The 24133-nt window shown below is 66.6% G+C and carries 17 protein-coding genes; 11 read left to right on the top strand and 6 right to left on the bottom strand.

Annotated features, from left to right (window positions below; genetic code table 11):
- The first annotated feature begins 226 nt into the window (after positions 1-226).
- From A5692_RS06985 to A5692_RS06940, 10 genes are all read left to right on the top strand, one after another.
- Positions 227-2455, top strand: a complete 2229-nt coding sequence (locus A5692_RS06985) for an adenylate/guanylate cyclase domain-containing protein (RefSeq protein ID WP_068053882.1) — start codon at positions 227-229, stop codon at positions 2453-2455.
- Complete coding sequence (locus A5692_RS06980; RefSeq protein WP_068053879.1) at positions 2452-3897, top strand: mechanosensitive ion channel domain-containing protein; 1446 nt, start codon at positions 2452-2454, stop codon at positions 3895-3897. The genes A5692_RS06985 and A5692_RS06980 overlap by 4 nt, the downstream gene beginning before the upstream one ends.
- A 106-nt stretch (positions 3898-4003) precedes the next feature.
- The gene (locus tag A5692_RS06975) at positions 4004-5263 is read left to right on the top strand and encodes a glutamate-5-semialdehyde dehydrogenase (protein ID WP_068053876.1); all 1260 of its coding nucleotides are present in this window, start codon (positions 4004-4006) and stop codon (positions 5261-5263) included.
- 36 nt (positions 5264-5299) lie between these two features.
- Positions 5300-6175: a MoxR family ATPase gene (locus A5692_RS06970; protein ID WP_067919142.1), complete on the top strand. Its 876-nt coding sequence runs from the start codon at positions 5300-5302 to the stop codon at positions 6173-6175.
- A gap of 10 nt (positions 6176-6185) precedes the next feature.
- Entirely contained in the window at positions 6186-7631 is a 1446-nt protein-coding gene (locus tag A5692_RS06965) for a VWA domain-containing protein (protein WP_068053873.1), read from the top strand.
- 136 nt (positions 7632-7767) lie between these two features.
- The gene (gene nadD / locus A5692_RS06960) at positions 7768-8424 is read left to right on the top strand and encodes a nicotinate-nucleotide adenylyltransferase (RefSeq protein WP_255396999.1); all 657 of its coding nucleotides are present in this window, start codon (positions 7768-7770) and stop codon (positions 8422-8424) included.
- On the top strand, positions 8421-8810 hold the full coding sequence (gene rsfS, locus A5692_RS06955) for a ribosome silencing factor (RefSeq protein WP_068053871.1): 390 nt from the start codon (positions 8421-8423) through the stop codon (positions 8808-8810). The genes nadD and rsfS overlap by 4 nt, the downstream gene beginning before the upstream one ends.
- Positions 8807-9478: a glucosyl-3-phosphoglycerate phosphatase gene (gene gpgP, locus A5692_RS06950; RefSeq protein ID WP_068053869.1), complete on the top strand. Its 672-nt coding sequence runs from the start codon at positions 8807-8809 to the stop codon at positions 9476-9478. Before rsfS ends, gpgP begins: the two co-directional genes overlap by 4 nt.
- Positions 9468-10217, top strand: coding sequence for a diglucosylglycerate octanoyltransferase (gene octT, locus A5692_RS06945; RefSeq protein ID WP_068053866.1), 750 nt, complete (start codon positions 9468-9470; stop codon positions 10215-10217). Before gpgP ends, octT begins: the two co-directional genes overlap by 11 nt.
- Before the next feature lie 4 nt (positions 10218-10221).
- The gene (locus A5692_RS06940) at positions 10222-11055 is read left to right on the top strand and encodes a DegV family protein (RefSeq protein ID WP_068053863.1); all 834 of its coding nucleotides are present in this window, start codon (positions 10222-10224) and stop codon (positions 11053-11055) included.
- Here the strand turns inward: A5692_RS06940 and A5692_RS06935 are convergent.
- The 6 genes from A5692_RS06935 to A5692_RS06910 all read right to left on the bottom strand — a co-directional run bounded on the left by A5692_RS06935 (position 11052) and on the right by A5692_RS06910 (position 21393).
- Complete coding sequence (locus tag A5692_RS06935) at positions 11052-13961, bottom strand: RND family transporter (protein WP_068053861.1); 2910 nt, start codon at positions 13959-13961, stop codon at positions 11052-11054. The genes A5692_RS06940 and A5692_RS06935 overlap by 4 nt on opposite strands.
- Complete coding sequence (locus A5692_RS06930) at positions 13958-14425, bottom strand: MmpS family transport accessory protein (protein WP_197514380.1); 468 nt, start codon at positions 14423-14425, stop codon at positions 13958-13960. Before A5692_RS06930 ends, A5692_RS06935 begins: the two co-directional genes overlap by 4 nt.
- Positions 14426-14593: 168 nt before the next feature.
- Positions 14594-15652: a dihydrodipicolinate reductase gene (locus A5692_RS06925; protein WP_068053858.1), complete on the bottom strand. Its 1059-nt coding sequence runs from the start codon at positions 15650-15652 to the stop codon at positions 14594-14596.
- A gap of 75 nt (positions 15653-15727) precedes the next feature.
- Positions 15728-16828 carry an acyltransferase PE gene (pe, locus tag A5692_RS06920; RefSeq protein WP_068053891.1) on the bottom strand — a complete coding sequence of 367 codons (1101 nt, stop codon included), beginning with the start codon at positions 16826-16828 and terminating at the stop codon, positions 15728-15730.
- A gap of 75 nt (positions 16829-16903) precedes the next feature.
- A complete protein-coding gene (locus tag A5692_RS06915; RefSeq protein ID WP_304528604.1) occupies positions 16904-19903 on the bottom strand; it encodes an RND family transporter in 3000 nt (999 codons plus the stop codon).
- A gap of 68 nt (positions 19904-19971) precedes the next feature.
- Positions 19972-21393 (bottom strand): condensation domain-containing protein, encoded by a 1422-nt coding sequence (locus A5692_RS06910; RefSeq protein WP_068053855.1) that lies wholly within the window; start codon positions 21391-21393, stop codon positions 19972-19974.
- Positions 21394-21725: 332 nt separating this feature from the next.
- On the opposite strand from A5692_RS06910, the gene A5692_RS06905 reads away from it, so the two are divergent.
- A partial coding sequence (locus A5692_RS06905) for a type I polyketide synthase (RefSeq protein ID WP_156765964.1) occupies positions 21726-24133 on the top strand: 2408 nt, incomplete at its 3' end.

Here is a 24133-nt window from a genome sequence, read left to right as displayed (position 1 = left end):
GGCATCGCGCTCCGGTCGTCCGGCGGCGGCCACGTTGGTCGCGCCGTGACCACAACCCTCGGCGCACGCATCGCTCATAGCGCCCAGGATAAGTCCGCAGCCTCAGTTGAATTACGGCCGCGCATTCTTACGTCGAACGCTTTGCGGCAATCGCCCATATCTTGAGACGCGCGCGCTAGTGTGCTGCGTGAGCGATGCTGCGTTGTCCCAGGAAGGGCGTAGTCGAGTGACCTCGAGCGAGCTACAAGACGCTGAGCCGGCTTCCCAGACGGCACCGGCGTCCACGCCGGCCGAAACGACTGCGGCGCACCGAGCAGAGGCGCGCAAGGGCCATAAGTTTCGCCGTCGCCGGCTTTTCCGGATCGGCCTTCAATCGAAGCTGATGCTGATGCTGCTGCTCTCCAGCATCCTGTCGATCGGGGTGATCGGGTTCATCGGGGCGTCGTCGGGCCGCAACGCGCTGCGCCAGGTCGAATCCGAGCGGCTCATCGAACTGCGCGAGTCCCAGGCGCAGCAGGTGCGGTCGCTTTTCAAAGAGGTGACCAATTCGCTGATCGTCTACAGCGGCGGGTTCAGCATCGTCGAGGCGGCAACGGCGTTCACCGACGGGTTCGCGCAGCTCTCCAACGCGACCATCACGCCGGCCCAGCAGCAGGCGCTCGTCAACTACTACGACGAAAACATGATCAAGCCGATCAAGCGGATCACGGGTGAGGAACTCGATCGCAACGCGATCCTCCCGAGTTCCAACGCGCAGAAGTACCTTCAGGCTTATTACACGGCGCCGTATCCGTCGATCTCCGACGCGCGGAAGGTCCAGGATGCCGGCGACGGCAGCGCATGGTCGGCGGCCAGCGCCCGCTACGGCTTCTACATGCACGACATCGTCACCCGTTTCGAATACCCGGACGCGCTGCTGCTGGACATGCAGGGCAATGTCGTCTTCTCGGTGAACAAAGGCCCGGACCTGGGCACCAATATCCTCACCGGACCCTACCGGGAATCCAATCTGCGCGACGCCTACCAGAAAGCCTTGCGCTCCAACGACATCAACTTCGTCTGGATCACCGACTTCCAGCCGTACCAGCCGCAGCTCGACACCCCGACGGCGTGGGCGGTGTCGCCGGTGGGGATGAACGGCAAATTCAACGGCGTCATGGCCCTGCCGCTGCCGATCTCGAAGATCAACAAGATCATGACCGCTGACAAACACTGGGAGGCCGTCGGCATGGGGCCGGCGACCGAGACGTACCTGGCCGGCCCCGACAACCTGATGCGTTCGGACTCAAGGCTTTTCCTGGAGGATCCAGCGGAATACAAACGCGAGGCGGTGGCGTCGGGCACCCCGGCCGACGTGGTGGAGCAAGCGATCCGGCTCGGCGGTACGACGCTGGTGCAGCCGGTCCCGACCGCGGGTCTTCGCGCCGCCCAACGCGGACAGACGGGGGTCATCAGCGCCACCGACTACCTGGGCAACCGGGAGTTGGAGGCCTACGCCCCGTTGACCGTGCCGAACTCCGATCTGCACTGGTCGATCCTGGCGACCCGGGACAACTCGGATGCCTTCGCGCGCCTGGGCAGGTTCAGCAGAACGGTCGTGCTGGCGGTGTCGATCATGATCTTTGCCATCTGCGTGGCGTCGATGGTGCTTGCGCAGCTGATGTTGCGGCCGATCCGCCGGCTGCAGGCGGGCACGCAGAAGATCAGCTCGGGCGACTACGCGGTCAACATCCCGGTAAAGACACGCGACGAGATCGGCGACCTCACCGCGGCTTTCAACGAGATGAGCAGGAGCCTGGCGATCAAGGAGGAGTTGCTCAACGAACAACGCCGGGAGAACGACCGCCTGTTGCTGGCGCTGATGCCCGAGTCGGTGGTTCGGCGATACCGCGAGGGGCAGGAGACCATCGCGCTGGAACACCAGGGCGTGGCGGTGATCTTCGCCGAAATCGTCGGGCTCGACGAGATCTCCGTCGATGTATCCGGCGACGAGTTGGTGGGGATCGTCGACGAGTTGTTCCGCCAGTTCGATTCGGCGGCCGAGTCTCTGGGCGTCGAGCGGATCCGCACCTTCCACAACGGCTATCTCGCCAGCTGTGGGGTGGTCACGCCGCGGCTGGACAGCATCCACCGCAGCGTCGACTTCGCCATCGAAATGCGCCACATCATCGATCGGTTCAATACCCAAGCCGGTCACCAGCTGCGCCTTCGGGTGGGCATCAGCACCGGTGACGTCATCAGCGGACTGGTCGGCCGCTCGGGGCTCGTCTACGACATGTGGGGCGCGGCGGTGAGCTTGGCTTACCGAATGCAAAGCGGCGCAAACCAATCGGGCATCTATGTGACCTCGCAGGTGTACGAGGCGATGCGGGATGTTCGGCATTTCACGCCAGACGGCACCATCTCGGTCGGCGGAGCCGAGCAAGCGATCTACCGGTTGTCGGAGCGGTCATGAACCTGTTCGACTCATCGTGGTTCTACTGGGCCATCGGGGTCGCGGTCGGGTTCCCGGTCGTTTTGATCCTGCTCACCGAGCTGCACCGCATGCTGGTCCGCCGAAACAGCCAGCTGGCCAGGCAGGTAAGCCTGCTGCGCAACTACCTGCTGCCGCTGGGTGCGCTGTTGCTGCTGCTCGTCAAGGCTTCGCAGGTGCCGGCCGGAGAGGGCACGGTGCGGATCCTCACGACGGTGTTCGGCCTGCTGGTCCTGGTGCTGGTGCTGTCCGCCCTGAACGCCACGGTGTTCGAGGGCGCGCCCGACGACAGCTGGCGCAAACGACTGCCCACCATCTTCGTCGACGTCGCCCGCTTCGGGGTCATCGGCGTCGGCCTGGCGGTGATGCTGTCGATGATCTGGGGCGTCCGGATCGGCGGCTTGTTCACCGCGCTGGGCGTCACGTCGGTGGTCATCGGTCTGATGCTGCAGAACTCCGTCGGCCAGGTCGTGTCCGGCTTGTTCATGCTGTTCGAGCAGCCGTTCCGGATCGATGAGTGGCTGGACACCGGGACGGCGCGGGGGCGCGTCGTTGAGGTGAACTGGCGATCCGTACACATCGACACCGGCAGCGGGATCCGCATCATGCCCAACTCGATGCTGGCCAGCACCTCGTTCACCAATCTCAGTCGCCCGTCCCGCGCGTACGACTGTGCGATCACAACGAAATTCGCGGCCGGCGATTCGCCGGACAAGGTGTGCGCGATGTTGACGCGGGTGGCCGTGGCGCTACCGGCCCGCAGACCCGAAATCCCGCCCACCACCGTCGCCTTGGGCGGCGGCCAGTATCGCACGAGCATTCGGTTGTCGTCGCCCGCCGACGCCGAGGCCACCGAAGCGACGTTCCTGCGCTGGGTTTGGTACGCCGCGCGGCGGGCGCGGCTTCGGCTCGACGGTGCTGACGACAACTATTCGACCAAGCAACGGGTGGAAAAGGCGTTGCGCACGGTGGTGGCGCCGGCGTTGCGGCTGAGTCACGCCGATCAGCAATCACTGGTGCCGTACGCGAAGATCGTCCGCTTCGGCGCCGACGAAATCCTCGAGTCGGCCGGTGAGGTGTCCCGTGGGATGACCTTCCTGGTGGCCGGCCGGGTGCGCTTGACCGCGACGACCGACGACGGATCGGTGGTACCGGTCACCACCCTGGACGAGGGATCGTTCCTCGGCCTGACCGCGCTCACCCGTCAGCCCAACCTCGCCGGCGCGTACGCACTGGACGAGGTGACCGCGCTACAGATCGATCGCGAGCACCTCGAGGATCTCGTGATGCGTAAGCCCGTGCTCTTGCAAGACCTGGGTCGACTGATCGACGAGCGGCAAGCCAAGGTGCGCCAGGCTACTCGGCATGAACGAACCGGGCCCACCCGCATCGAGGCGCCGATGTCGGCGAAACCCCTCCGCTGACCTTCGGCGAGCGGGAATCTCGATCGCCGGCGCGTTACGCGCGTGGCGGATGCCGTAATACCCGGGCCGCCTCACCCGACCGCTGAACGCCCGCTACCCTGGTTCAATGAGTCTGCAAGCACCATCGCTGCCTGACTTGCGCCGAGAAGTCCACAACGCCGCTCGCCGCGCCCGGGTCGCCTCCCGCGTGCTGGCGCTTCTGCCGACTGTCGCCAAGGACCAGGCGCTGCGCTCCGCGGCCGACGCGATAGCGGCCCATACCGACTTGATCCTGTCGGCCAACGCCGAAGATCTCAGCACCGCCGAAGCCGTCGGCACGCCGACGGCGATGCTCGACCGGTTGGCGCTGGACGCCAAACGTGTCGAGGGAATCGCCGCCGGCCTGCGCCAGGTCGCCGGGCTGCCCGACCCGGTCGGGGAGGTGCTGCGCGGCTACACCCTGCCGAATGGCTTGCATCTGCGGCAGCAGCGCGTGCCGCTCGGCGTCGTCGGCATGATCTACGAAGGCCGGCCCAACGTCACCGTCGACGCCTTCGGTCTGGCGCTCAAGTCGGGCAACGCCGTGTTGTTGCGCGGAAGCTCCTCGGCGGCGCGATCCAACCAGGCGCTGGTGCAGGTCCTGCGGGCCTCGCTGGTCGGCGAGGACCTGCCCGCCGATGCCGTGCAACTGCTTTCAGCCGCCGACCGCGCCACGGTGACGCACCTGATCCAGGCCCGCGGCCTGGTCGACGTGGTGATTCCGCGCGGCGGAGCCAGCCTGATCAACGCCGTGGTCCGCGACGCCCAGGTGCCCACCATCGAGACCGGCGTCGGCAACTGCCACGTCTACGTGCACGAAGGGGCCGACCTCGATGTCGCGGAACGCATCCTGCTGAACTCCAAGACCCGCCGGCCCAGTGTCTGCAACGCCGCCGAGACGCTGTTGGTCGATGCCGCGATCGCCAAAAAGGCCCTGCCGCGGTTGGTGTCCGCCCTCGAGGATGCCGGCGTGACCGTGCACGGAGGGTTCTCGGCGGACGCGTCGGAGGACGACCTGCGCCGCGAATACCTGTCGATGGACATCGCGGTCGCGGTGGTCGACGGCGTCGACGCCGCGATCTCGCACATCAACGAGTACGGCACGGGCCATACCGAGGCCATCGTCACCAGCAATATGGCTGCGGCGCAACGGTTTAGTGACGGTGTCGACGCCGCAGCGGTGATGATCAACGCGTCGACGGCGTTCACCGACGGTGAGCAGTTCGGCTTCGGTGCCGAAATCGGCATCTCCACCCAGAAACTGCACGCCCGCGGTCCGATGGGGCTGCCGGAGCTGACCTCGACCAAATGGATTGCCTGGGGCGACGGACAAGTCCGTCCCGCCTGACACAGCGACGAAAAATGCTTGAGGAGAACTGAGATTGTGAGCGTGCCCGCCCGGCCCAAGCCGTTGTTCGCCGACATCGACGACGTCTCGCGACGGTTGGCCGAGACCGGTTACCTGCCCGACACCGCCACCGCGACCGCGGTGTTCCTGGCCGACCGGCTGGGCAAGCCGCTACTGGTGGAGGGCCCCGCGGGCGTCGGCAAGACCGAACTTGCCCGCGCCGTCGCCGAGGCGACCGGCTCGGGACTGGTCCGGCTGCAGTGCTACGAAGGGGTGGACGAGGCCCGCGCGCTCTATGAGTGGAACCACGCCAAGCAAATCCTGCGCATTCAGGCCGGCTCCGGAGACTGGGATCAAACCAAAGACGATGTGTTCAGCGAGGAATTCCTGCTGCAACGTCCGCTGCTGACCGCCATCCGGCGCACCGAGCCCACGGTGCTGCTGATCGACGAAACCGATAAGGCCGACATCGAAATCGAGGGCCTGCTGCTCGAGGTGCTGTCCGACTTCGCGGTGACCGTCCCGGAATTGGGCACGATCACCGCGGAGCGCACACCGTTCGTGGTGCTGACCTCCAACGCCACCCGGGAACTGTCCGAGGCCCTCAAACGTCGATGCCTGTTCTTGCACATCGACTTTCCCAGTCCCGAGCTGGAACGCCGCATCCTGTTGTCGCGGGTGCCCGAGTTGCCCCAGCACCTCGCGGAAGAACTGGTGCGCATAATCGGCGTGCTGCGCGGCATGCAGCTCAAGAAGGTGCCGTCCATCGCCGAGACCATCGACTGGGGCCGTACGCTGCTCGCGCTCGGCCTCGACACCATCGACGACTCCGTCGTCGCCGCCACCCTGGGTGTGGTCCTCAAGCATCAATCCGACCAGCAGCGCGCGAGCGGCGAGCTCCGGTTGAACTAGGAACCCACCGATGGCCCCTCGTCGCATCCGGCCCGCCCGGCCGCTCGCCCCGCACGGACTGCCCGGTCACCTGGTTGGCTTTGTGGAAGCGCTTCGCGGAGTGGGTATTTCGGTGGGGCCATCCGAGACCGTGGATGCCGGCCGGGTGATGGCCACCCTGGGTTTGGCTGACCGCGAGGTGCTGCGCGAGGGCATCGCGTGCGCCGTGTTGCGCAGTCCGGAACACCGCGAGACCTACGACGCCATGTTCGACCTATGGTTCCCGGCCGCGTTGGGCACACGCGCGGTCGTCACCGACGAAGACGCCGACGGGGCGCAGGATGGCTCGTTGCCGCCCGACGACGTCGAGGCGATGCGCCAGATGCTGCTGGACCTGCTCACCGAGAATCCCGACCTCGCCGACATGGACGAGCGGCTGGTCGCGATGATCGCGCGCATCGTGGAGGCCTACGGCAAATACAGTTCCAGCCGCGGCCCGTCGTTCTCGTCATACCAGGCACTCAAGGCGATGGCGCTGGACGAACTGGAGGGCAAGCTGCTGGCGGGGCTCCTCGCCCCCTACGGCGACGAGCCAACCCCCACCCAGGAGCAGATCGCCAAAGCGCTTGCCGCGCAGCGGATCACCCAGCTGCGCAAGATGGTCGACGCCGAGACCAAACGGCGCACCGCCGAACAACTCGGGCGTGACCACGTCCAGATGTACGGCATCCCACAGCTTTCCGAGAACGTCGAGTTCCTGCGCGCCTCCGGAGACCAGCTGCGCCAGATGCAGCGGGTGGTGGCCCCGCTGGCCCGGACCCTGGCCACCCGGCTGGCGGCACGGCGACGACGCAGCCGCGCCGGGGTGATCGACCTGCGTAAGACGCTGCGCAAGTCGATGTCCACCGGCGGCGTGCCGATCGACGTGGTGCTGGCCAAACCGCGACCGGCGCGCCCGGAACTGGTGGTGCTGTGCGATGTGTCCGGTTCGGTCGCCGGGTTCAGCCACTTCACCCTGTTGTTGGTGCACGCTCTGCGCCAACAGTTCTCGCGCGTCAGGGTGTTCGCGTTCATCGACACCACCGACGAGGTGACCCACATGTTCGGCCCGGAGGCCGATCTGGCCGTGGCGATCCAGCGGATCACCCGGGAGGCCGGCGTGTACAGCCGCGACGGGCATTCCGATTACGGCAATGCCTTCGCGTCGTTCGTGCAGGCGTTCCCCAACGTGCTGTCGCCGCGCAGCTCGCTGCTGGTGCTCGGGGACGGCCGCACCAACTACCGCAATCCCGAGACGGGGTTGCTGGCCCACATGGTCACCGCCAGCCGGCACGCGCACTGGCTGAACCCCGAGCCCAGGCATCTGTGGGGCAGCGGCGACTCTGCGGTGCCGCGCTACCAGGAGATCATCACGATGCACGAATGCCGGTCGGCCAAGCAGCTCGCCGCGGTGATCGACCAGCTGCTGCCGGTCTAGGGGCGTTGCCCGGCCGTTTCACACCTGCCACACGCGTCTCCTGCCGGACGCAGAGTCGCATGTGGCGCCGTGACCAATGCTTCGGAATCGGGCGCCATCGCCGGCTCAAGTAAGCTGGCAAATCGTGCAAAAGCAGCTGCGCAGGCTGGGCGTGATGGGTGGGACGTTCGATCCCATCCATTACGGGCACCTGGTTGCCGCCAGCGAGGTCGCCGACCGGTTCGACCTCGACGAAGTGGTGTTCGTGCCCAGCGGTCAGCCTTGGCAGAAGGACCGGCAGGTGTCGGCCGCGGAGGACCGGTACCTGATGACGGTGATCGCCACCGCGTCCAACCCGCGCTTCTCGGTGAGCCGCGTCGACATCGACCGCGCCGGGCCCACCTACACCAAGGACACCCTGCGGGATCTGCACGCCCTCAACCCCGATGCGCAGCTGTACTTCATCACCGGCGCCGACGCGCTCGCCTCCATCCTGTCCTGGCAGGGCTGGCAGGAGATGTTCGACTTGGCGCGGTTCGTCGGCGTCAGCCGGCCCGGATACGAGTTGCGGCGCGAACACATCACCGGCGTCCTGGGCGAACTGGACGACGAGGTGCTCACGCTCGTCGAGATCCCGGCGCTGGCCATCTCGTCGACCGATTGCCGTCTGCGCGCCGAGCAGCGTCGACCCCTGTGGTACCTGATGCCCGACGGTGTCGTGCAGTACGTCTCCAAGCGCCGGCTGTATCGCGGCGGCGGACAACCGAAGGACGCCGTGAGCCGCTCAACCCTGCCCGCCGGGAACAACACGTGACCGCCACCCAGGAGGCCATCGACATGGCGACCGTCGCCGCCGGCGCGGCCGCCTCGAAGCTGGCCGACGACGTCGTGGTGATCGACGTGTCGGGCCAGCTGGTCATCACGGACTGCTTCGTCATCGCGTCGGCGTCCAACGAGCGGCAGGTCAACGCCATCGTCGACGAGGTCGAGGAGAAGATGCGCCGGGCCGGCTACAAGCCGGCGCGCCGGGAGGGCACTCGAGAGGGCCGCTGGACGCTGCTGGACTACCGCGACATCGTCGTGCACATCCAGCATCAGGACGACCGCGACTTCTATGCGCTGGACCGGTTGTGGGGTGACTGCCCGGTGGTGCCGGTGGACCTCGCCGAGGTCCCGGAAGACCCGGCGGGCGCGCAATGACGATTCGTCGCCTGATCATGTTGCGGCACGGGCAGACCGAGTTCAACGCCGGTAGCCGGATGCAGGGTCAGCTGGATTCCCAACTCAGCGAACTCGGGCGGGCACAAGCGATCGCCGCCGCTGAGGTGCTGGGCAAGCTGCAGCCGTTGCTGATCGTCTCGTCCGATCTGCATCGCGCCTTCGACACGGCGATCCGGCTGGGGGAGCGGACCGGCCTGCCCATCCGGGTGGACCCGCGGTTGCGTGAAACCCATCTCGGCGACTGGCAGGGGTTGACGCACACCGAGGTCGACGCGCAGGCCCCCGGCGCCCGCCTGGCCTGGCGCGAAGACGCCACCTGGGCGCCCCATGGCGGCGAGAGCCGGGTCGACGTGGCCTCCCGCAGCGTGCCGTTGGTGGCCGAACTGGTGTCCGGCGAGCCGGAGTGGGGCGGCCCCCAGCATGCCGACCGCCCGGTGGTGCTGGTGGCCCACGGCGGCCTGATCGCCGCGTTGTCGGCCGCGCTGCTGGAGCTTCCGGTGGCCAACTGGCCGGTATTGGGCGGCATGGGCAATGCCAGCTGGGTGCAGCTTTCGGGCCATTCGGACGACGACGCAGGCGTGGATGCCATCCGCTGGCGTCTGGACGTCTGGAACGCTTCGGCGCAGGTGTCCAACGATGTCCTCTGAGGCCCGGCCCACCCTGCTGATATTCGCCGACTCCCTGGCCTATTACGGGCCCACCGGCGGATTGCCCGCCGACGATCCACGCATCTGGCCCAATATCGTTGCCGCCCAATTGGGTTGGGATGTCGAGCTCATCGGTCGCATCGGCTGGACCTGCCGTGACATCTGGTGGGCCGCGACCCAGGACCCGCGCGCCTGGTCGGCGCTGCCCAGGGCGGGCGCGGTCATCTTCGCCACCGGCGGCATGGATTCGCTGCCGTCGGTGCTGCCGACGGCGCTGCGCGAACTCATCCGTTACGTGCGGCCGCCGCGGCTGCGCCGCTGGGTCCGCGATGGCTACGGCTGGCTGCAGCCCAGGCTGTCACCGGTGGCCCGGTCCGCGTTGCCTGCGCACCTGAGCGCCGACTACCTCGAACAGACGCGCAGCGCAATCGATTTCAACCGCCCCGGCATCCCGATCGTGGCGTCACTGCCGTCCGTGCACATTGCCGACACCTACGGCAGGGCCCACCACGGCCGCCCCGCCACCGCGGCGGCCATCACCGAGTGGGCGCAGAGCCACGATGTCCCGCTGGTGGATCTCAAAGCGGCTGTTGCCGAACAGATCATGAGCGGGCGGGGAAACCCTGACGGCATTCACTGGAACTTCGAGGCCCACCAGGCGGTGGCCGAGCTGATGCTCAAGGCGCTGGCCGAGGCCTTGCAGAAAGCTCAAGCGGCGACCGACGAGGCGCGCGGATAGCGTCATGCCTGTCGTTGTGGTGACCGATGCGTCGGCGCGCTTGCCGGCGGACCTGTTGGACAAGTGGGCGATTCGCGTTGTGCCGCTGCACATTCTGCTCGACGGTGTCGATCTGCGTGACGGCGTGGACCAGATCCCCGACGACGTCTACAAGCGCCACGCCACCACCGCGGCGGCCACGCCGGCCGAACTGGCCGACGCCTACCAGCAGGCGCTGACCGACAGCGGCGGGGACGGCGTGGTGGCGGTGCACCTGTCGTCCGCGCTGTCGGGAACCTGTGGCGCCGCCCAACGGACCGCGGCCGACCTGGACCCCCACGTGCGGGTCGTCGACTCCAGGTCGACCGCGATGGGCACCGGTTTTGTCGCGTTGGCCGCCGCGCGGGCCGCGGCCGCCGGAGGCGACCTCGACGCCGTCGCCGACGCGGCGAATCTGGCTGTGCGGCACAGCCATGCGTTCATGGTGGTGCACCGGCTGGACAACCTCCGACGCAGCGGACGGATCGGCGGGGCCAAGGCGTGGCTGGGTACCGCGCTGGCCCTCAAGCCGCTGCTGCGCATCGACGACGGCAAACTCGTTCTCGCGCAACGCATCCGTACCGTCACCCACGCGACGGAGGCGATGATCGACCGGGTCTGCGAGGTGGCGGGCGACAGTCCAGCCGCCCTGGCGGTCCATCACGTCGCCAATCCGGACGGCGCCAAGGAGGTGGCCGCGACACTGGCGCGGCGGTTACCGGCCTGCGAGCCGGCGATCATCACCCCGTTGGGGCCGGTGCTGGCGCTGCACGTCGGCGCGGGAGCCGTCGCCGTCGTCGTGCAGCTGCCGACGCCTTAGACGGAGGATGCCGCCACCGACCGCCGCGCGTTGTCGCCCCGTGGATGCACCACTTGCGGCCACCAGAACCAACGGCCCAGCAGCGTCGCGATCGACGGCATCAGCAACGTGCGCACGACGAGCGTGTCGAGCAGCAGACCGATGCACACCGTCGAACCGAACTGCCCCAGCACCCGCAAGTCGCTGCCCAGCATGGCCGCCATGGTGAACGCGAACACCAGACCCGCCGCCGTCACCACCCCGCCGGTACCTGCCATCGATCGGATGATGCCCGTCTTGAGGCCGGCATGGATCTCTTCTTTGAACCGGGAGACCAGCAACAGGTTGTAGTCGGATCCGACGGCCAGCAGGATGATCACGGACAGCGCCATCACGATCCAGTGGATCCTGATGCCGAACAGGTCCTGCCAAATCAGCACGGACAGGCCGAACGACGCGGCAATCGAGCTGGCCGCGGTGCCGACGATCACCAACGCGGCCACCACGCTCCGGGTAAGCAGCAGCATGATCATGAAGATCAGCGTCAGGGCGGACACCACGGCGATCATCAGGTCGTATTTCTCGCCGTCGGCCATGTCCTTGAACGTCGCGGCGGTTCCGCCCAGATAGACCCGGGCGTCGGACAGCGACGATTGCTTGAGACCCTCCTGGGCGGCGGTGCGTTCGGCGTCGACTTGCGCGATGCCCTCCGGCGACATCGGATCGCCCTGATGCGTGATGAAGAACCGCGCCGATTTACCGTCCGGCGACAAGAACATCCGAAGGCCGGTCTGGAAGTCCGGGTTGTCGAAGGCCTCGGGCGGCAGGTAGAAGAAGTCGTCGTTCTTCGATGCGTCGAAGCTTTGGCCCATCACGATCGCGGTGTTACTCATCGCCTCCATCTGGTCGATCATCGCCTTGAACGTCTGATACAGGGTGAGCGTGATGCCCCTGGTGGTCTTCAGCGTGGTGATCAGCGTGGGAAATAGCGCGGTCAGGTCGCGTGAGGCTTTGGCGGTGTGCTCGATATCGGCTGTCAGGTAGTGGAACTGCTCGGCGAGCTGGTCGAACCCGTCGAACGTGTCGAACAGGGACCGCAACCCGATGCACACGGGGATGTCGTAGCAGTGCCGCTCCCAGTAGAAGACGCTGCGTATCGGCCGGAAGGTGTCGTCGAAATCCGCGATGTGGTCACGCAGGTTGTCGGTGATCTGCGACGTCACCGCGGTGGTCTTCGCGCTGTCGTCGGCGGCGTTGGCCAGGTCTAGCGACACCTCGTATTGGCGTTGCGTGGTATCGATCTGGGTCTGCAGGTCGTCGGCCATCCGGAGGATGTCGGCGATGCGTTCCTTGAGGAAACTCATGTTCTGCATCGTCGTCTGACTCTGGACGCTGTTCTGAAAAGGTATCGAGCTGTGCTGGATCGGAATGCCCAGCGGCCGGGTGATGTCCTGGACCATGGCGATGCCCAGCGTGCGCATCTCGTTTTTGGCCACCCGGTCCAGCACCAGCATGTCGGCCGGGTTTCGCATGTCATGGTCGGATTCGACCATCAACAGGTCGGGGTTCATCCGCGCCTCGGAGAAATGCCGGTTCGCGGCCTCTTGTCCTTGATTGGATGGGGCTGACAAAGGCAGGTAATGGCGGTCGTTGTAGCTCGTGTGGAAGCTCGGCAGGGCAATCATGCCGACCAGCACGACCGCGGCGCTCACGGCCAAAACCGGTGCCGGCCAACGTACTACGGCGGTACCGACCCGGCGCCACAGCCGGCCACGCTTGGCCTGCCTCTCGAACAAGTGGAAGCGGCTGCCGACGAAGACCACCGCGGGCCCCAGCGTGACGCCCGCCAGCACCACGACGATCATGCCGATCGCCACGGGCGCCCCCATGGTGTTGAACCACGGTAGCCGCGAAAAACTGAGGCAATAGGTCGCGCCCGCAATAGTCAGGCCCGACCCCAAGACGACCGGGGCGACGCCCTTGAATGTGGTGTAGTACGCGGTTTCCCGGTCCTCGCCCGCGGCCAACGCCTCCTGATAGCGGCCGATCAGGAAGATGCCGTAGTCCGTCCCCGCGGCGATCGCCAACATGGTGAGGATGTTGGCGGCGAACGTGGTGAGCCCGAATGCGTTGTGGTACGCGAGAACCGCGACGACCCCCCGCGAACACGCCAGCGCGACAAAGGTCATGAACAGCTGCACCAGCGTGGTGACGATGGACCGGTAGACCAGCAGCAACATGATCGCGATGGCGCCCAGGGTGAACAGCGTGATCTTGGCCAGGCTGGCGTTACCGATGATGTGCATGTCGTCGGACAGCGCGGCGGGGCCCGTGACGTAGGCCTTCACGCCGGGTGGCGCCTTGTTCTCCTCGATCACCTTGCGCACGGAATCCACGGACTCGTTGGCCAGCGTCGTGCCCTGGTTACCGGCGAGGTTCACCTGCACATAGGCGCTCTTGGCATCGGCGCTCTGCGCACCCGCGGCCGTCAGCCGGTCGCCCCAGAAGTCCTGAATGTGCTGAATGTGCTTCGGATCCTGGCGAAGTTGCCGAATCAGCTTGTCGTAGTACTGGTGCGCGTCGGGACCGAGCGGTTGCTGGCCCTCCAACACGATCATCACCGTGCTGTTGGAGTCGAATTCGCGGAAATTGTGGCCCAGGCGCATCATCGCCTTCATCGACGGCGCGTCCAGCGGTGTCATCGGCGCCGAGTGGGCCTCACCCACCTTTTCCAGTGTCGGAACGATGACATTCACCAGGACCGTCACGAACAACCAAATCAAAATGATCGGCACCGCAAAGATGCGGATTGCATGTGGCAAGTACGGCCGGTGGCCCCGCTCGGCCTTGGACACACCCTTGACGGTGATCGGGCCGGTGTCGGCCGCGCTCAGGTCACGCTGGGTCTCGTTGCTCGCGTTGGTCATGCGGACTTCACCAGGCAGAAGGTCTGCGCGTTGTGGCCGTCGGAACTGCGCTGTTCGCGCACGACGCCGTCCACGGTGATCTTGCAGCTGATCTCACCGCTGTCGCTTTGCGCCATGATGTTGGCGCTGACCGACGGCAGGGTCGTCGAGATGGTGGCCGACCACGGCAGCGGCGCCGCGTTCACCTGATGGGTGTTGGCGTTCTCGTCCCAGTAGTTGATGTTGGCGGTGGCCCCGGGTGGCCCGGTGATGTCGTAGACGACGACCTTCGGGTTGAACTGCACGATTTCGATCCCCTTGCCGGCGTTCGCGTTGAGGTCCTGAGAGCCGAAAATCTTGTGGAGCCGCGACACGATCAATGCCGAAACGGCCAGGACTACCACCAAAACCAGCGGAATCCACGCCCGTTTGAGCACACGGGTCACGGTGCCGGTACGTGGACCCGAGTCTGGACCAGCCACCACCTGACCGCCTTCCGCTTGCCCGCCGTCCGGGCATTGCCGCAAAGCTCACCTACATCGCCGACGACACCGCTGTCTTCCGACTATTTGCTCAGCTAAGCACTCTAAACCTTAGTGCACGCAAGCGTTCCTCCGGGGGCCTTCGGTGTGGTGAACGGCATATGGTGCGGCCTAACGGGCCACCCGGCCGGTCACCGGCGGCAGATCGGCGAGTGTCACGATCCCCGGCTCGGCGGCGACGACGGCCGGGACCGCGTTGGTAACCGGCATCGCGGTGTAGATCATCCCCAGCCCCATGAACCCGGGCTCGGTCCAGTCCTTCGGCGGCAGGCAATGCAGAACGGTGCGCATGTTGGGCAACCCGAAGACCTGAATGACGTGGCCGTGCTCCAGCGGTTTGGGCGGCACCACGTGATCGCCCATGGTCCAGTTGAAGCCCACGCTGACCACGTTGCGGTCGCCTTCCCAGCCGCGGTGGTAGCCATAGACGCCGCCCACCGTTCCCGCGGGGATGCGCATGAACCCCAGATCGGAATCGCCGGTGGCGGCGGTGAACGTCACGTCGAAGGTCATCCGGTCCAGCTTCGCCCCGATCGCGTCGGCCATCATGGCGGCGGATTCGGCGAAGACCTCGCTTTCGCGCCGCACGGTTTCGGCCAGCCCCGGCGTATCGGGATCCTGCGAGAAGCCCATCGCCGTCTGGGTTTCCGCCGATTCGTAGGTCGAGCAGTCCACCGACTCGGTGATGCGAATCTCGTCGACGCGTTCGCAGGCGCCGGACAGCACCATGCCGACCATGTTCGTCATGCCGGGGTGCGCGCCGCTGCCGAAGATCGTCGACCCGCCCCGTTTGCAGGCATCGACGATGCGTTCGCGGTCCTCCGGCGTCTGCTTGCCCCCGGTGATCCAGGCCGCGCTGGAGCACACGTTGACGCCCGCTTCCAGTAACCGCACCAATTCATCGACGCCTGCCCACAACGGGTTATAGCAACACGCATCCGCGCCCAGGGCGAGCAGCGCGTCGATGTCGTTCGTCGCCCGCACTCCGGTCGGTTCGGGCCAGCCGGCCAGTTCGGCGGCATCCGCCCCCACCTTGTCCGCCCCGTGCGCATACACGCCGACCAGCTCCATGTCCGGCCTGCCGATGATGGCGTGCAGCGAACGGCGCCCGATGTTCCCGGTCGTCCATTGGATCACCCGCAGCGGACGGTCGGCCGGAAATTTGCTCATCGCGTCTCCTTTGACGTGGCGAATTTGAGCCATTATCGCCGACGGGCCGGAGCGTATCGGGGCCCGGCTATCCGGTCAGCGGTTGCCCTGACCGAACGCGGCCATGGAGCTGGACAACAGCTGCGAAAACGGGTCGGCACCGCCGCCGAAGGTGGCCTGACTGGCCGGGGCGATCACGGCGGCGGGGTCGAAGCCCCGCACCGGATCCACTTGGATGGGTGCGGTCAGCGGGTCGTCGTTCCGCGAATATCCCGCGTTCACCATGGGCGTCAGCTCGGCGTCGAGCTGATTCAGCACGTCTTCAGGCACCCCGAGGTAGCCCAACGGCAACACCAGCGGGAGGTGTCTTTCGGGAATCAGATACGTCGTTGTGGTCGCGCCCCGGGAGTTGACGGTGGTCCTGATGTTCTGCGGCGGCACCATGCTCGGGTCGGTGAACGCGACCGCGGTATGCCCGGTCGCCTCGCCCACCAGGGTGTTGGCGAGGGCCAGCAGGTTGTCCGGCCGGTCTGGGAAGTCGGCGATCATGTCGTACGCCGCGACGAACGCCTTGGTGTCGTACTGGCTTTCCACGGGGGGCGGTATCCGGTAATCCATTGCGGGAACGACGGCGCCGACCGGAAAAACGGAGGTCAGGAAGCTCTGGCCGAAGGGATGCCGCCCAACCGGATTGCCAAAAGTGCTGAAGACCAATTGATTCGGTGGGGGAGCGGTCGGATCGTTCGCCAGCCGTGCCTGCTCGGCGTCAACCACGAGCGAACCCTCGGACAGGCCGATCGCGGCGCCGTGGCCACCCCGGCGGATCGCCGCGTCCAGGTTGTCCTCGCCGACGGCCACCGACTCGCCGATGCTGGGTCCGTCGACGCCCAGGCCCGGGAAGGCTTCATCCAGCCGCCCTATCCCCGGAAAGAGCCGCTCGAGCACGTGGCCCTGCACCTGCCCGGCGGGGTAGTTGACGATTTCGCGCTTGAGCCCCGGGAACCATCCGGCCCCCAGGCGCCTGCCGTACTCGTCATACGGGATACCCGGGACGTGGGCGCCTCCGAGGGCGTACGCCATCCCGCCGGCGGCCGTCCCGTCGCCCGGCGCGTCGTCGGCCGTCGCGATTCCGAGGCCGAAACACCCTGTGGCCCCGAGGGTTACCAGAGCGGTAACTCCTGCGAGTAGTTTCTGCATCACCACTTCCCGGCCACTTCCCGCCTGCTCGACTCCGCCTCGTAGTGTCGCATACCGCGCCGGCTGACCGGGTGCCTACGGCGCATTGCCGGCCGCTGAGCCCACGGGCGGCCGCCGCGATCCCGGTCGGGACGGCCACCAGCTCGCCCGCCCGACCAGCGTAGCCAGCGCGGGCACGGTGATGGTGCGCACCACGAAGGTGTCGAGCAAGATTCCGATCCCGATCACCACACCGCCCTGGACGACGGTGCTGATGCTGGCGAACACGAGCCCCCACATCGAGGCGGCGAAGATCAAACCCGCCGCGGTGATCACCCCGCCGGTCGAACCCAGCGTGCGGATGATGCCGTAGCGCATGCTGTGCGGGGACTCGTCACGCATTCGCGAGATGAGCAGCATGTTGTAGTCCGCTCCGACCGCGACCAAGACCACGAAGGCCAAGGGCGGCACGCTCCAATGCAATTGCTGGCCGAGGACGAATTGAAACGTGAGCACGCCGATGCCGACCGCGGACAAGTACGAGATGACGACGGAAGCCACCAGATACAGCGGTGCGACGACCGCGCGCAGCAGCGCGATCAGGGTCAACAGCACGACGATGATGGTGACCGCAATGATGAATTTGATGTCGTGCTCGTAGAAGTCCCGCGTGTCCCGCAGCGTGACGGGGTAGCCAGCCATCGCGATCGAGGCGTCCGCCAACGCGGTATTCGGTTGGGCTCCGCGGGCGGTGTCGGCGATCGCGTTGACCTGATCCATCGCCTCGGCGCTGAACGGATTCAATTTGGTCTGAACCAAATACCGCACCGAGTGGCCGTCCGGCGAGACGAACGCCTTCGCGGCCTTCTTGAACTCCTCCATGTGCAGGAGCTGCGCCGGGACGTTGAACCCAGCCATCGACGGGTCGGCCGCGTCGTGTTTCAGCGTCAGGAGGAAAGCCGACGCCTCACCGAGCCCGGCCCCCATCTGCTTGATCTGATCGACCAGCTGGTCCACTCCGTTAGCGACTTGCCGGCTCCCGCCGGCGAACTCCTCGGCGCCTTGTTGTAGGTGGTTCAGGTCCGCCGGCAGGCCCCCGGGTTGGTCCAGCCCCATCGCATGCAGCGCCTTGACGAAGCTGGCCAAAGCAGCACGCAGATGATCGACCGAGGCGTTGAGGGTCTGCCTGTCCTGAAACGCCTGCAGTTGTCCGGCCAGATCGTTGATCTGGTCGAGGCTTCCGTCGCCACGCGCGTTCACCACGCGCTCGAATTGGGCCCGGGTGGCGCTGCAGGACAGGTCGGCATCGCAGACCTGGTTGCCCTCCAGCGCGTTGAGCACCGGGGCCACCCAGGCGAACAGATCCTTGACCGCCGCGAAGTTCAGGCCGATGGTATGGCCGAGCGAGTTGATGCTGCTGACCAGCTTGGCCGCCAAGACGACTTCTTTGACCAACTTGTCACCGCCGTATTGGCTCCTGATCGACGTGAAGGCGTCGGTCAGGCCCCGCATCCCGGCCACCATCTGGTTGACTTGCCCGCGCACATCGCCGAGGTTGTCGGCCAGCGTGTTCGCCCCGGCGGCCAGTCGGTTCAGGTCGTCGGTGTGGTCGCTGATCAGGGTGGAGCCGGCGCCCAGGCGAGCGCCGATCGCGCCCGCCTGATACGTCGCCCGGAACTGTTCCGGCACGGCTCCCGCGGGCCGGGTCACGCCGCTGACCTGAGCGATGTTGGGCAGTTGGCTGACTCGGGTGGCCATCTGCTCCAGATCCGCCAGGGCCCGCGGTGTGCGCAGGTCGTGCGGTGACTGGACGAGGATGTATTCGGGAATGGACTGGTTGACCGGGAAATGGCGATCCAGCGCGGCATATCCGGCCGAGCTCGGGGCCGAGGCGCTCAGCGCCTTGCGGTCGTCGTAGTTGAAGCGCACCAAGCCCGCGCAGCCGGCGAGCATGATCAGCACCAGCACGCTGGCGACCAGATGACTTCGCGGCCGTCGCACGATGCGTATCCCCGACCGCCGCCAAAACCGGGCGGTGAGTTCGCGCGACGGTTTGACCCACCCGCGCGGCCCGGCCAGCACGAGAATGGCGGGCAGCAAGGTCATCGCCGCGAGGAATGCGACACCGATCCCGATGGCCGAGGACACCCCCACCGTGGCGAACACGCCCATCCGGGCGAAACTCATTCCGAGGAAGGTGATCCCCACCGTCGCCGCGGACGCGGCGATCACCTTTCCGATCGAGAGCAACGCCCGCCGTACCGCTTCTTCGTAGCCGGCGCCGAGCCGCAAGTAGTCGTGATAGCGGCTGATCAGGAAGACCGCGTAATCGGTTCCCGCGCCGGCGACCATTGCGCTCAGGAAGACGATGGACTGGTTCGACACCCCTAACCCGCTGGCTTGCGAGATGCCGGCCACGACGGCCTGCGCGATCACCATCGACGCCCCGATCGCGATGAGCGGCAGCAGCATGGTGAGCGGGTTGCGGTACACGATGAGCAGGACGACGAGCACCAGCGCGGCGATCGCGAGTTCAATCGGAGTGCGATCCCGCTCGCCCGCGACGGTGAGGTCGCTGACGGTGGCCGCGGGTCCGGCGAGGTTCGCCGTCAGCGGAGTCCCGGCGACGCTGCGCTGGACGATGTCGGCAACGCGGGTATAGGCGGCGTAGGCCTTCGGCGTGCCCAGTTCGCCGGCGATGCCGACCGGCAGCACCCAGGACTTGTGGTCTTTACTGGTCAACACCGCGCGCAGCGACGGCGTGCTGACGAAATCCTGCAACATCAGCACGTCACGCGCGTCCTCGTGCAGCGCGGTCACCACTTTGCGGTAGGCGGCTTCGTCGGGTGGCCCCAGCCCCTTCTCGTCGGTGAGGACCACCAACAGGAGGTCTTCGTCGCCCGACTCGTGAAACGCCTCGGTCATCTTCCGGGCGGCGACGCTCGACGGCGCGCCGCTGGGCAGTATCGCGAGCGGATGCCTCTGCGCCATCTCGTTCAGGGTCGGAAACGTCAGCGGCAGGGCGACCGCGACCACCACCCAGAGCCCGATCACCACCCCGGGCCACCGCATCACGAAATCGGCTAGCCGTCGCACATCGAACCCCCAGCCCGCCGGAGATGGCTCATCCGAAGAAAAGCAGCAGCCATCGTCGGCACTCCTTGCTATGCAACGCGCCCCCAGTGCCCGGTATCGGCGACCCGCATGCACACGGACTTCATCGCTGCGATGTACCGGGAAACTGATTTCTGGGCAACTGCGTTGGCGGGGTACATGATTGCCATCGCGGTGCCCTCTTCGTACCGGAAGATATAGATCGTCAGTTGATAGGAATATCTTCCGTCGGAATAGATTCCGATGCTATTTGCGTAGCCCATCTCGGCCGCCGCCAGCACGGCGTTCATCGGCGCGGCGTCGCCGTGCAGGAAATTCGTGACGGGGAAGTTCGGGCGGGGCCTGCTCAGCCACGGCGCCAATTCGAGCACGCGGTAATACGGCACCTTGGCCATGTCCAGGCTTGAATCGAAAGACGTCTGCGCCGCCCACGCCGCGTCGCTGAATGACACCGCTGCTATCGGGATGGTGATCGGAACCAACCCGGTAAACCAGCCCTGGGTCATGAAGTTGTCCGACGTCCTGCGGGTGTCTCTTGGAGTGAGCCCGTAATACGTTGTCGCGCCGGTAAATTCGTGTTCCACCTGGGCGAGGCAGGCGAACAACCCGCCGACGAAGCGGGCGCCGGCCGCCGAGCAGGCCGATTCGAATCTGGCTGTGTGCGCCGCGTCCATCAATGTGTCCGTGATCATGTCGCTCTTGGTCGGCTCCGATGGATTGCCCAATGGCAGCGGAAACTCCGGCAGGCTTCCGTTGTTGTTCTCCGCGAATTCGATCCACGCGCGCACCTGAGGCGAATCCACGGTCAAAGCCGACGTGTACCGGCGCTCTTCGACACAGAAATCGTCAAAGCTCCCGGCTGCGGGCAGCGCGAGGGGTCCGGCGCCGCTTGTCAACGCCGAATACATCGCATGCGACTCCACCATTGTGATGCCGATCAGCGCGGCATCACCGTGGACGTGATCGATGCTCGCGTAAAAGGTGAAGTGGTCCTGGTTTTGAACGATCCCGAAGCTGAAGCACTCCCACTGAAACGGGTCGGGTGTCGCGACCACATGATCGTGCAGTTGGTCGACGGCCAATTCGCCATGGACGGTGGGCGCGAATTCGATGTCGTCGGGATCATCGATGGTGTGCCGGAGGATCTCTCCGGTTTCGGTGTATTCGAACCAGCTGCGGTACGTATCGTGGCGACGCAGGTATGCGTTGAGCGCCTCGTTCATGGCGGGAATATCGCACTGGCCCGAAATTTGGCACGTGGCGATGATTTGCCGTGAATAGTCGAGCCCCGAGGTCGTTTGCCGGTGATAGCCCTGAAGATGTTGGCCCTGCATGTAGCTGACCGGGACCGGACTGACCGGCGCTTGCCGCGCCTTGACCCGGGAGGCGGGTGTGGGGTGCCAGGAAACAACTTTGCCTGGGCTCAGCGTCCACTCACCGATCGAGCCGATCGTGATCTTCCCGATGCGCAAAATCTTCTCCTCGGTCGGCCGGGCCGCCGTTTCGGCCCCGCTGGTGGCGAGATCAACATAACTTCTTCGGCCCTCGCTGATCCCGACATGCCGGGCCGCAGGTATACCGCGACGTAGTCGGGGACGGTTAGGGTAGGACCGGCCCGGCGTGGGACACAGTCCGGCATCCGGCGACACTACTCGCCGCTGGGGGGATTACTCTGCTGCTCGTCGGGTCGACGTGTGGTGCAGTGAGCGGATCAACAGCTTGGTCCGTAAAAAGTCACGGACCTGTCGCCGGAGGTTGGCCCCGGGGGATCCACCTTCGTCGTCCGAGGTGAGAGGACAGATGCATGGCAACCGCCGAGGCTCGGACGGAGCGCGCATCGGGTTTCGCGATAGTCGGCTACGCAGTGCGTGTTCCGGGTGCCGCCGACGCTTCCGAATTCTGGGACGTGTTGCGGCAAGGGCGCGATGCGGTGTCGGAGGTCCCCCCGGACCGGTGGAACGTCGAGGAATTCTTCGACCCGGACCCCGATGCGGCCGGGAAGATCGTCAGCCGCCGGGCGGGCTTCGTCGACGACGTAGTGGGGTTCGATGCGCCGTTCTTCGGGGTGTCGGCGCGCGAGGTCATGTTGATGGACCCGCAGCATCGGCTCCTGCTGGAGACGGCATGGCAGGCGGTGGAGCATTCCGGGACGGCCCCAACGGCTTTGGCGAACACCAAGACCGGGGTGTTCGTCGGCCTGTCCACCCACGACTACCTGGCGATGGTCTCGGACGAATTGAAGTACGACGCGATCGACGCGTACATGGCGATCGGGACGGCGGCCGCCGCGGCAGCGGGTCGCATCAGTTACCGGTTGGGGCTGCAGGGCCCGGCCGTCACCGTCGACACCGCCTGCAGCTCATCGTTGGTGGCGGTCCACCAGGCTTGCCAGGCGCTGCGGCTGGGGGAATGCGACCTCGCGCTGGCCGGCGGCGCCAACGTGCTGCTCAGCCCGGCGACCATGATGACCTTCTCCCGGGCGCACATGCTCGCGCCCGACGGCCGCTGCAAGACGTTCGACGCGTCCGCGGACGGCTACGTGCGCGGCGAGGGTTGCGGCGTCATCGTCGTCAAGCGACTCGACGACGCGATTCGCGACGGTGACCGGATTCGCGCCGTGATCCGCGGCAGTGCGGTCAACCAGGACGGCGCGTCGGGCGGATTGACGGTACCCAACGGTGTCGCCCAGCAGCGGGTGGTCGCCGAAGCGCTGGACCGCGCCGGTGTCTCGGCGCGCGACGTCGGATACCTGGAAGCGCACGGGACCGGGACGTCACTGGGTGATCCGATCGAGGTCCAGGCCGCGGCGGCCGTACTCGGCGAGGGGCGCGACGCGGACCGGCCGTTGTTGATCGGGTCGGTGAAGACGAATATCGGGCACCTGGAAGCGGCCGCGGGGATCGCCGGGATCATCAAGGTCGTCCTGTCGCTCGAGCACCAGCTCTTGCCGAAACACCTCAACTTCTCCAACCCGTCGCCGTACATTCCGTGGGACCGGCTTCCGGTGCGCGTCGTGGACGAGGCGACCGGCTGGGAACGCAACGGTCACCCCCGCGTCGCGGGGGTCAGTTCGTTCGGGTTCTCCGGGACCAACGCGCACGTCATCCTCGAGGAAGCGCCCGACGGAATCGGCCGGCAGGCCGCGGCGCCGGGTCCGGTCGAGCAGCCCGACGACCGGCGCTTCAGTATTCTGCCGCTGTCGGCACGCACCCCGGTGGCCCTGGTGCAGCTCGCCGACCGCTACCGCAGTTGGTTGACCGCGCATCCGGAGGCCGACCTGTCGGAGGTGTGCTTGACCGCCGGCGTCGGGCGAGCCCACTTCGAGCATCGCGCCGCGCTGGTGGTGAATTCCACGGCATCCGCCGCCGAGTTGCTCGGCGCGCTCGCCGACGACCGCCCGGCTCCGGGTTTGCTGCGGGGGGCCTCCGACGACAGGCCGAAGACGGCGTGGTTGTTCCCGGGTCAAGGCAGCCAGTTCGCCGGGATGGCCCGGGAGTTGTTCGAAACCGAGCCGGCGTTTGCCGAAGCGATGACCCGATGCGCGGCGGTGGTCGACGGCGTGCTCGAAAAGCCGCTCCTGGACGTCATTTTCGATCCCGATAGCCCGGACACCCTGCGGCAGACCAGCTACGCCCAGCCCGCCCTGTTCGCCGTCGAGATGGGTTTGGCCAGGCTCTGGCAGTCGTGGGGCCTGGAACCCGACGTGGTGCTGGGCCACAGCGTCGGCCAGTACGCCGCCGCCTGTGTCGCCGGTGTGTTCAGCCTCGAAGACGGCGCGCTCCTGCTCGCCGAACGCGGCCGTCTTTTCGGCAATCTGCCGGCCGGCGGGCGGATGGTCGCGGTTTTCGCCGCGGCCGAGCATGTAGAGAGCTTCACCGACGAGTTCCCGGCGCTGTCGGTGGCCGCCTACAACGGTGCCAACACCGTGCTGGCGGGGCCCGCGGACGATCTGGACCGGGTGGTGGGCGGCCTGACCGCCGACGGCGTTCGCTGCGACTGGCTGGACACCAGCCACGCATTCCACTCGGCGCTGTTGGATCCGGCCCTCGACGAGTTCGAGGCCTACGCGAGCCGGTTCGAATTCAGCTCGCCGCAACGGACTTTGATCTGCAACCGCACCGGCGCGGCCCTCGGCAGGACCGCGCAGCTGGACGCCTCCTACTGGCGCCGCCACGCGCGCCAGCCGATCGAGTTCGCCAAGAGCGTGTCCAC

The sequence above is a fragment of the Mycobacterium sp. E342 genome, from assembly GCF_001667665.1.
Lineage (GTDB): Bacteria > Actinomycetota > Actinomycetes > Mycobacteriales > Mycobacteriaceae > Mycobacterium.
This window is presented reverse-complemented; position numbering and strand designations above follow the sequence as displayed.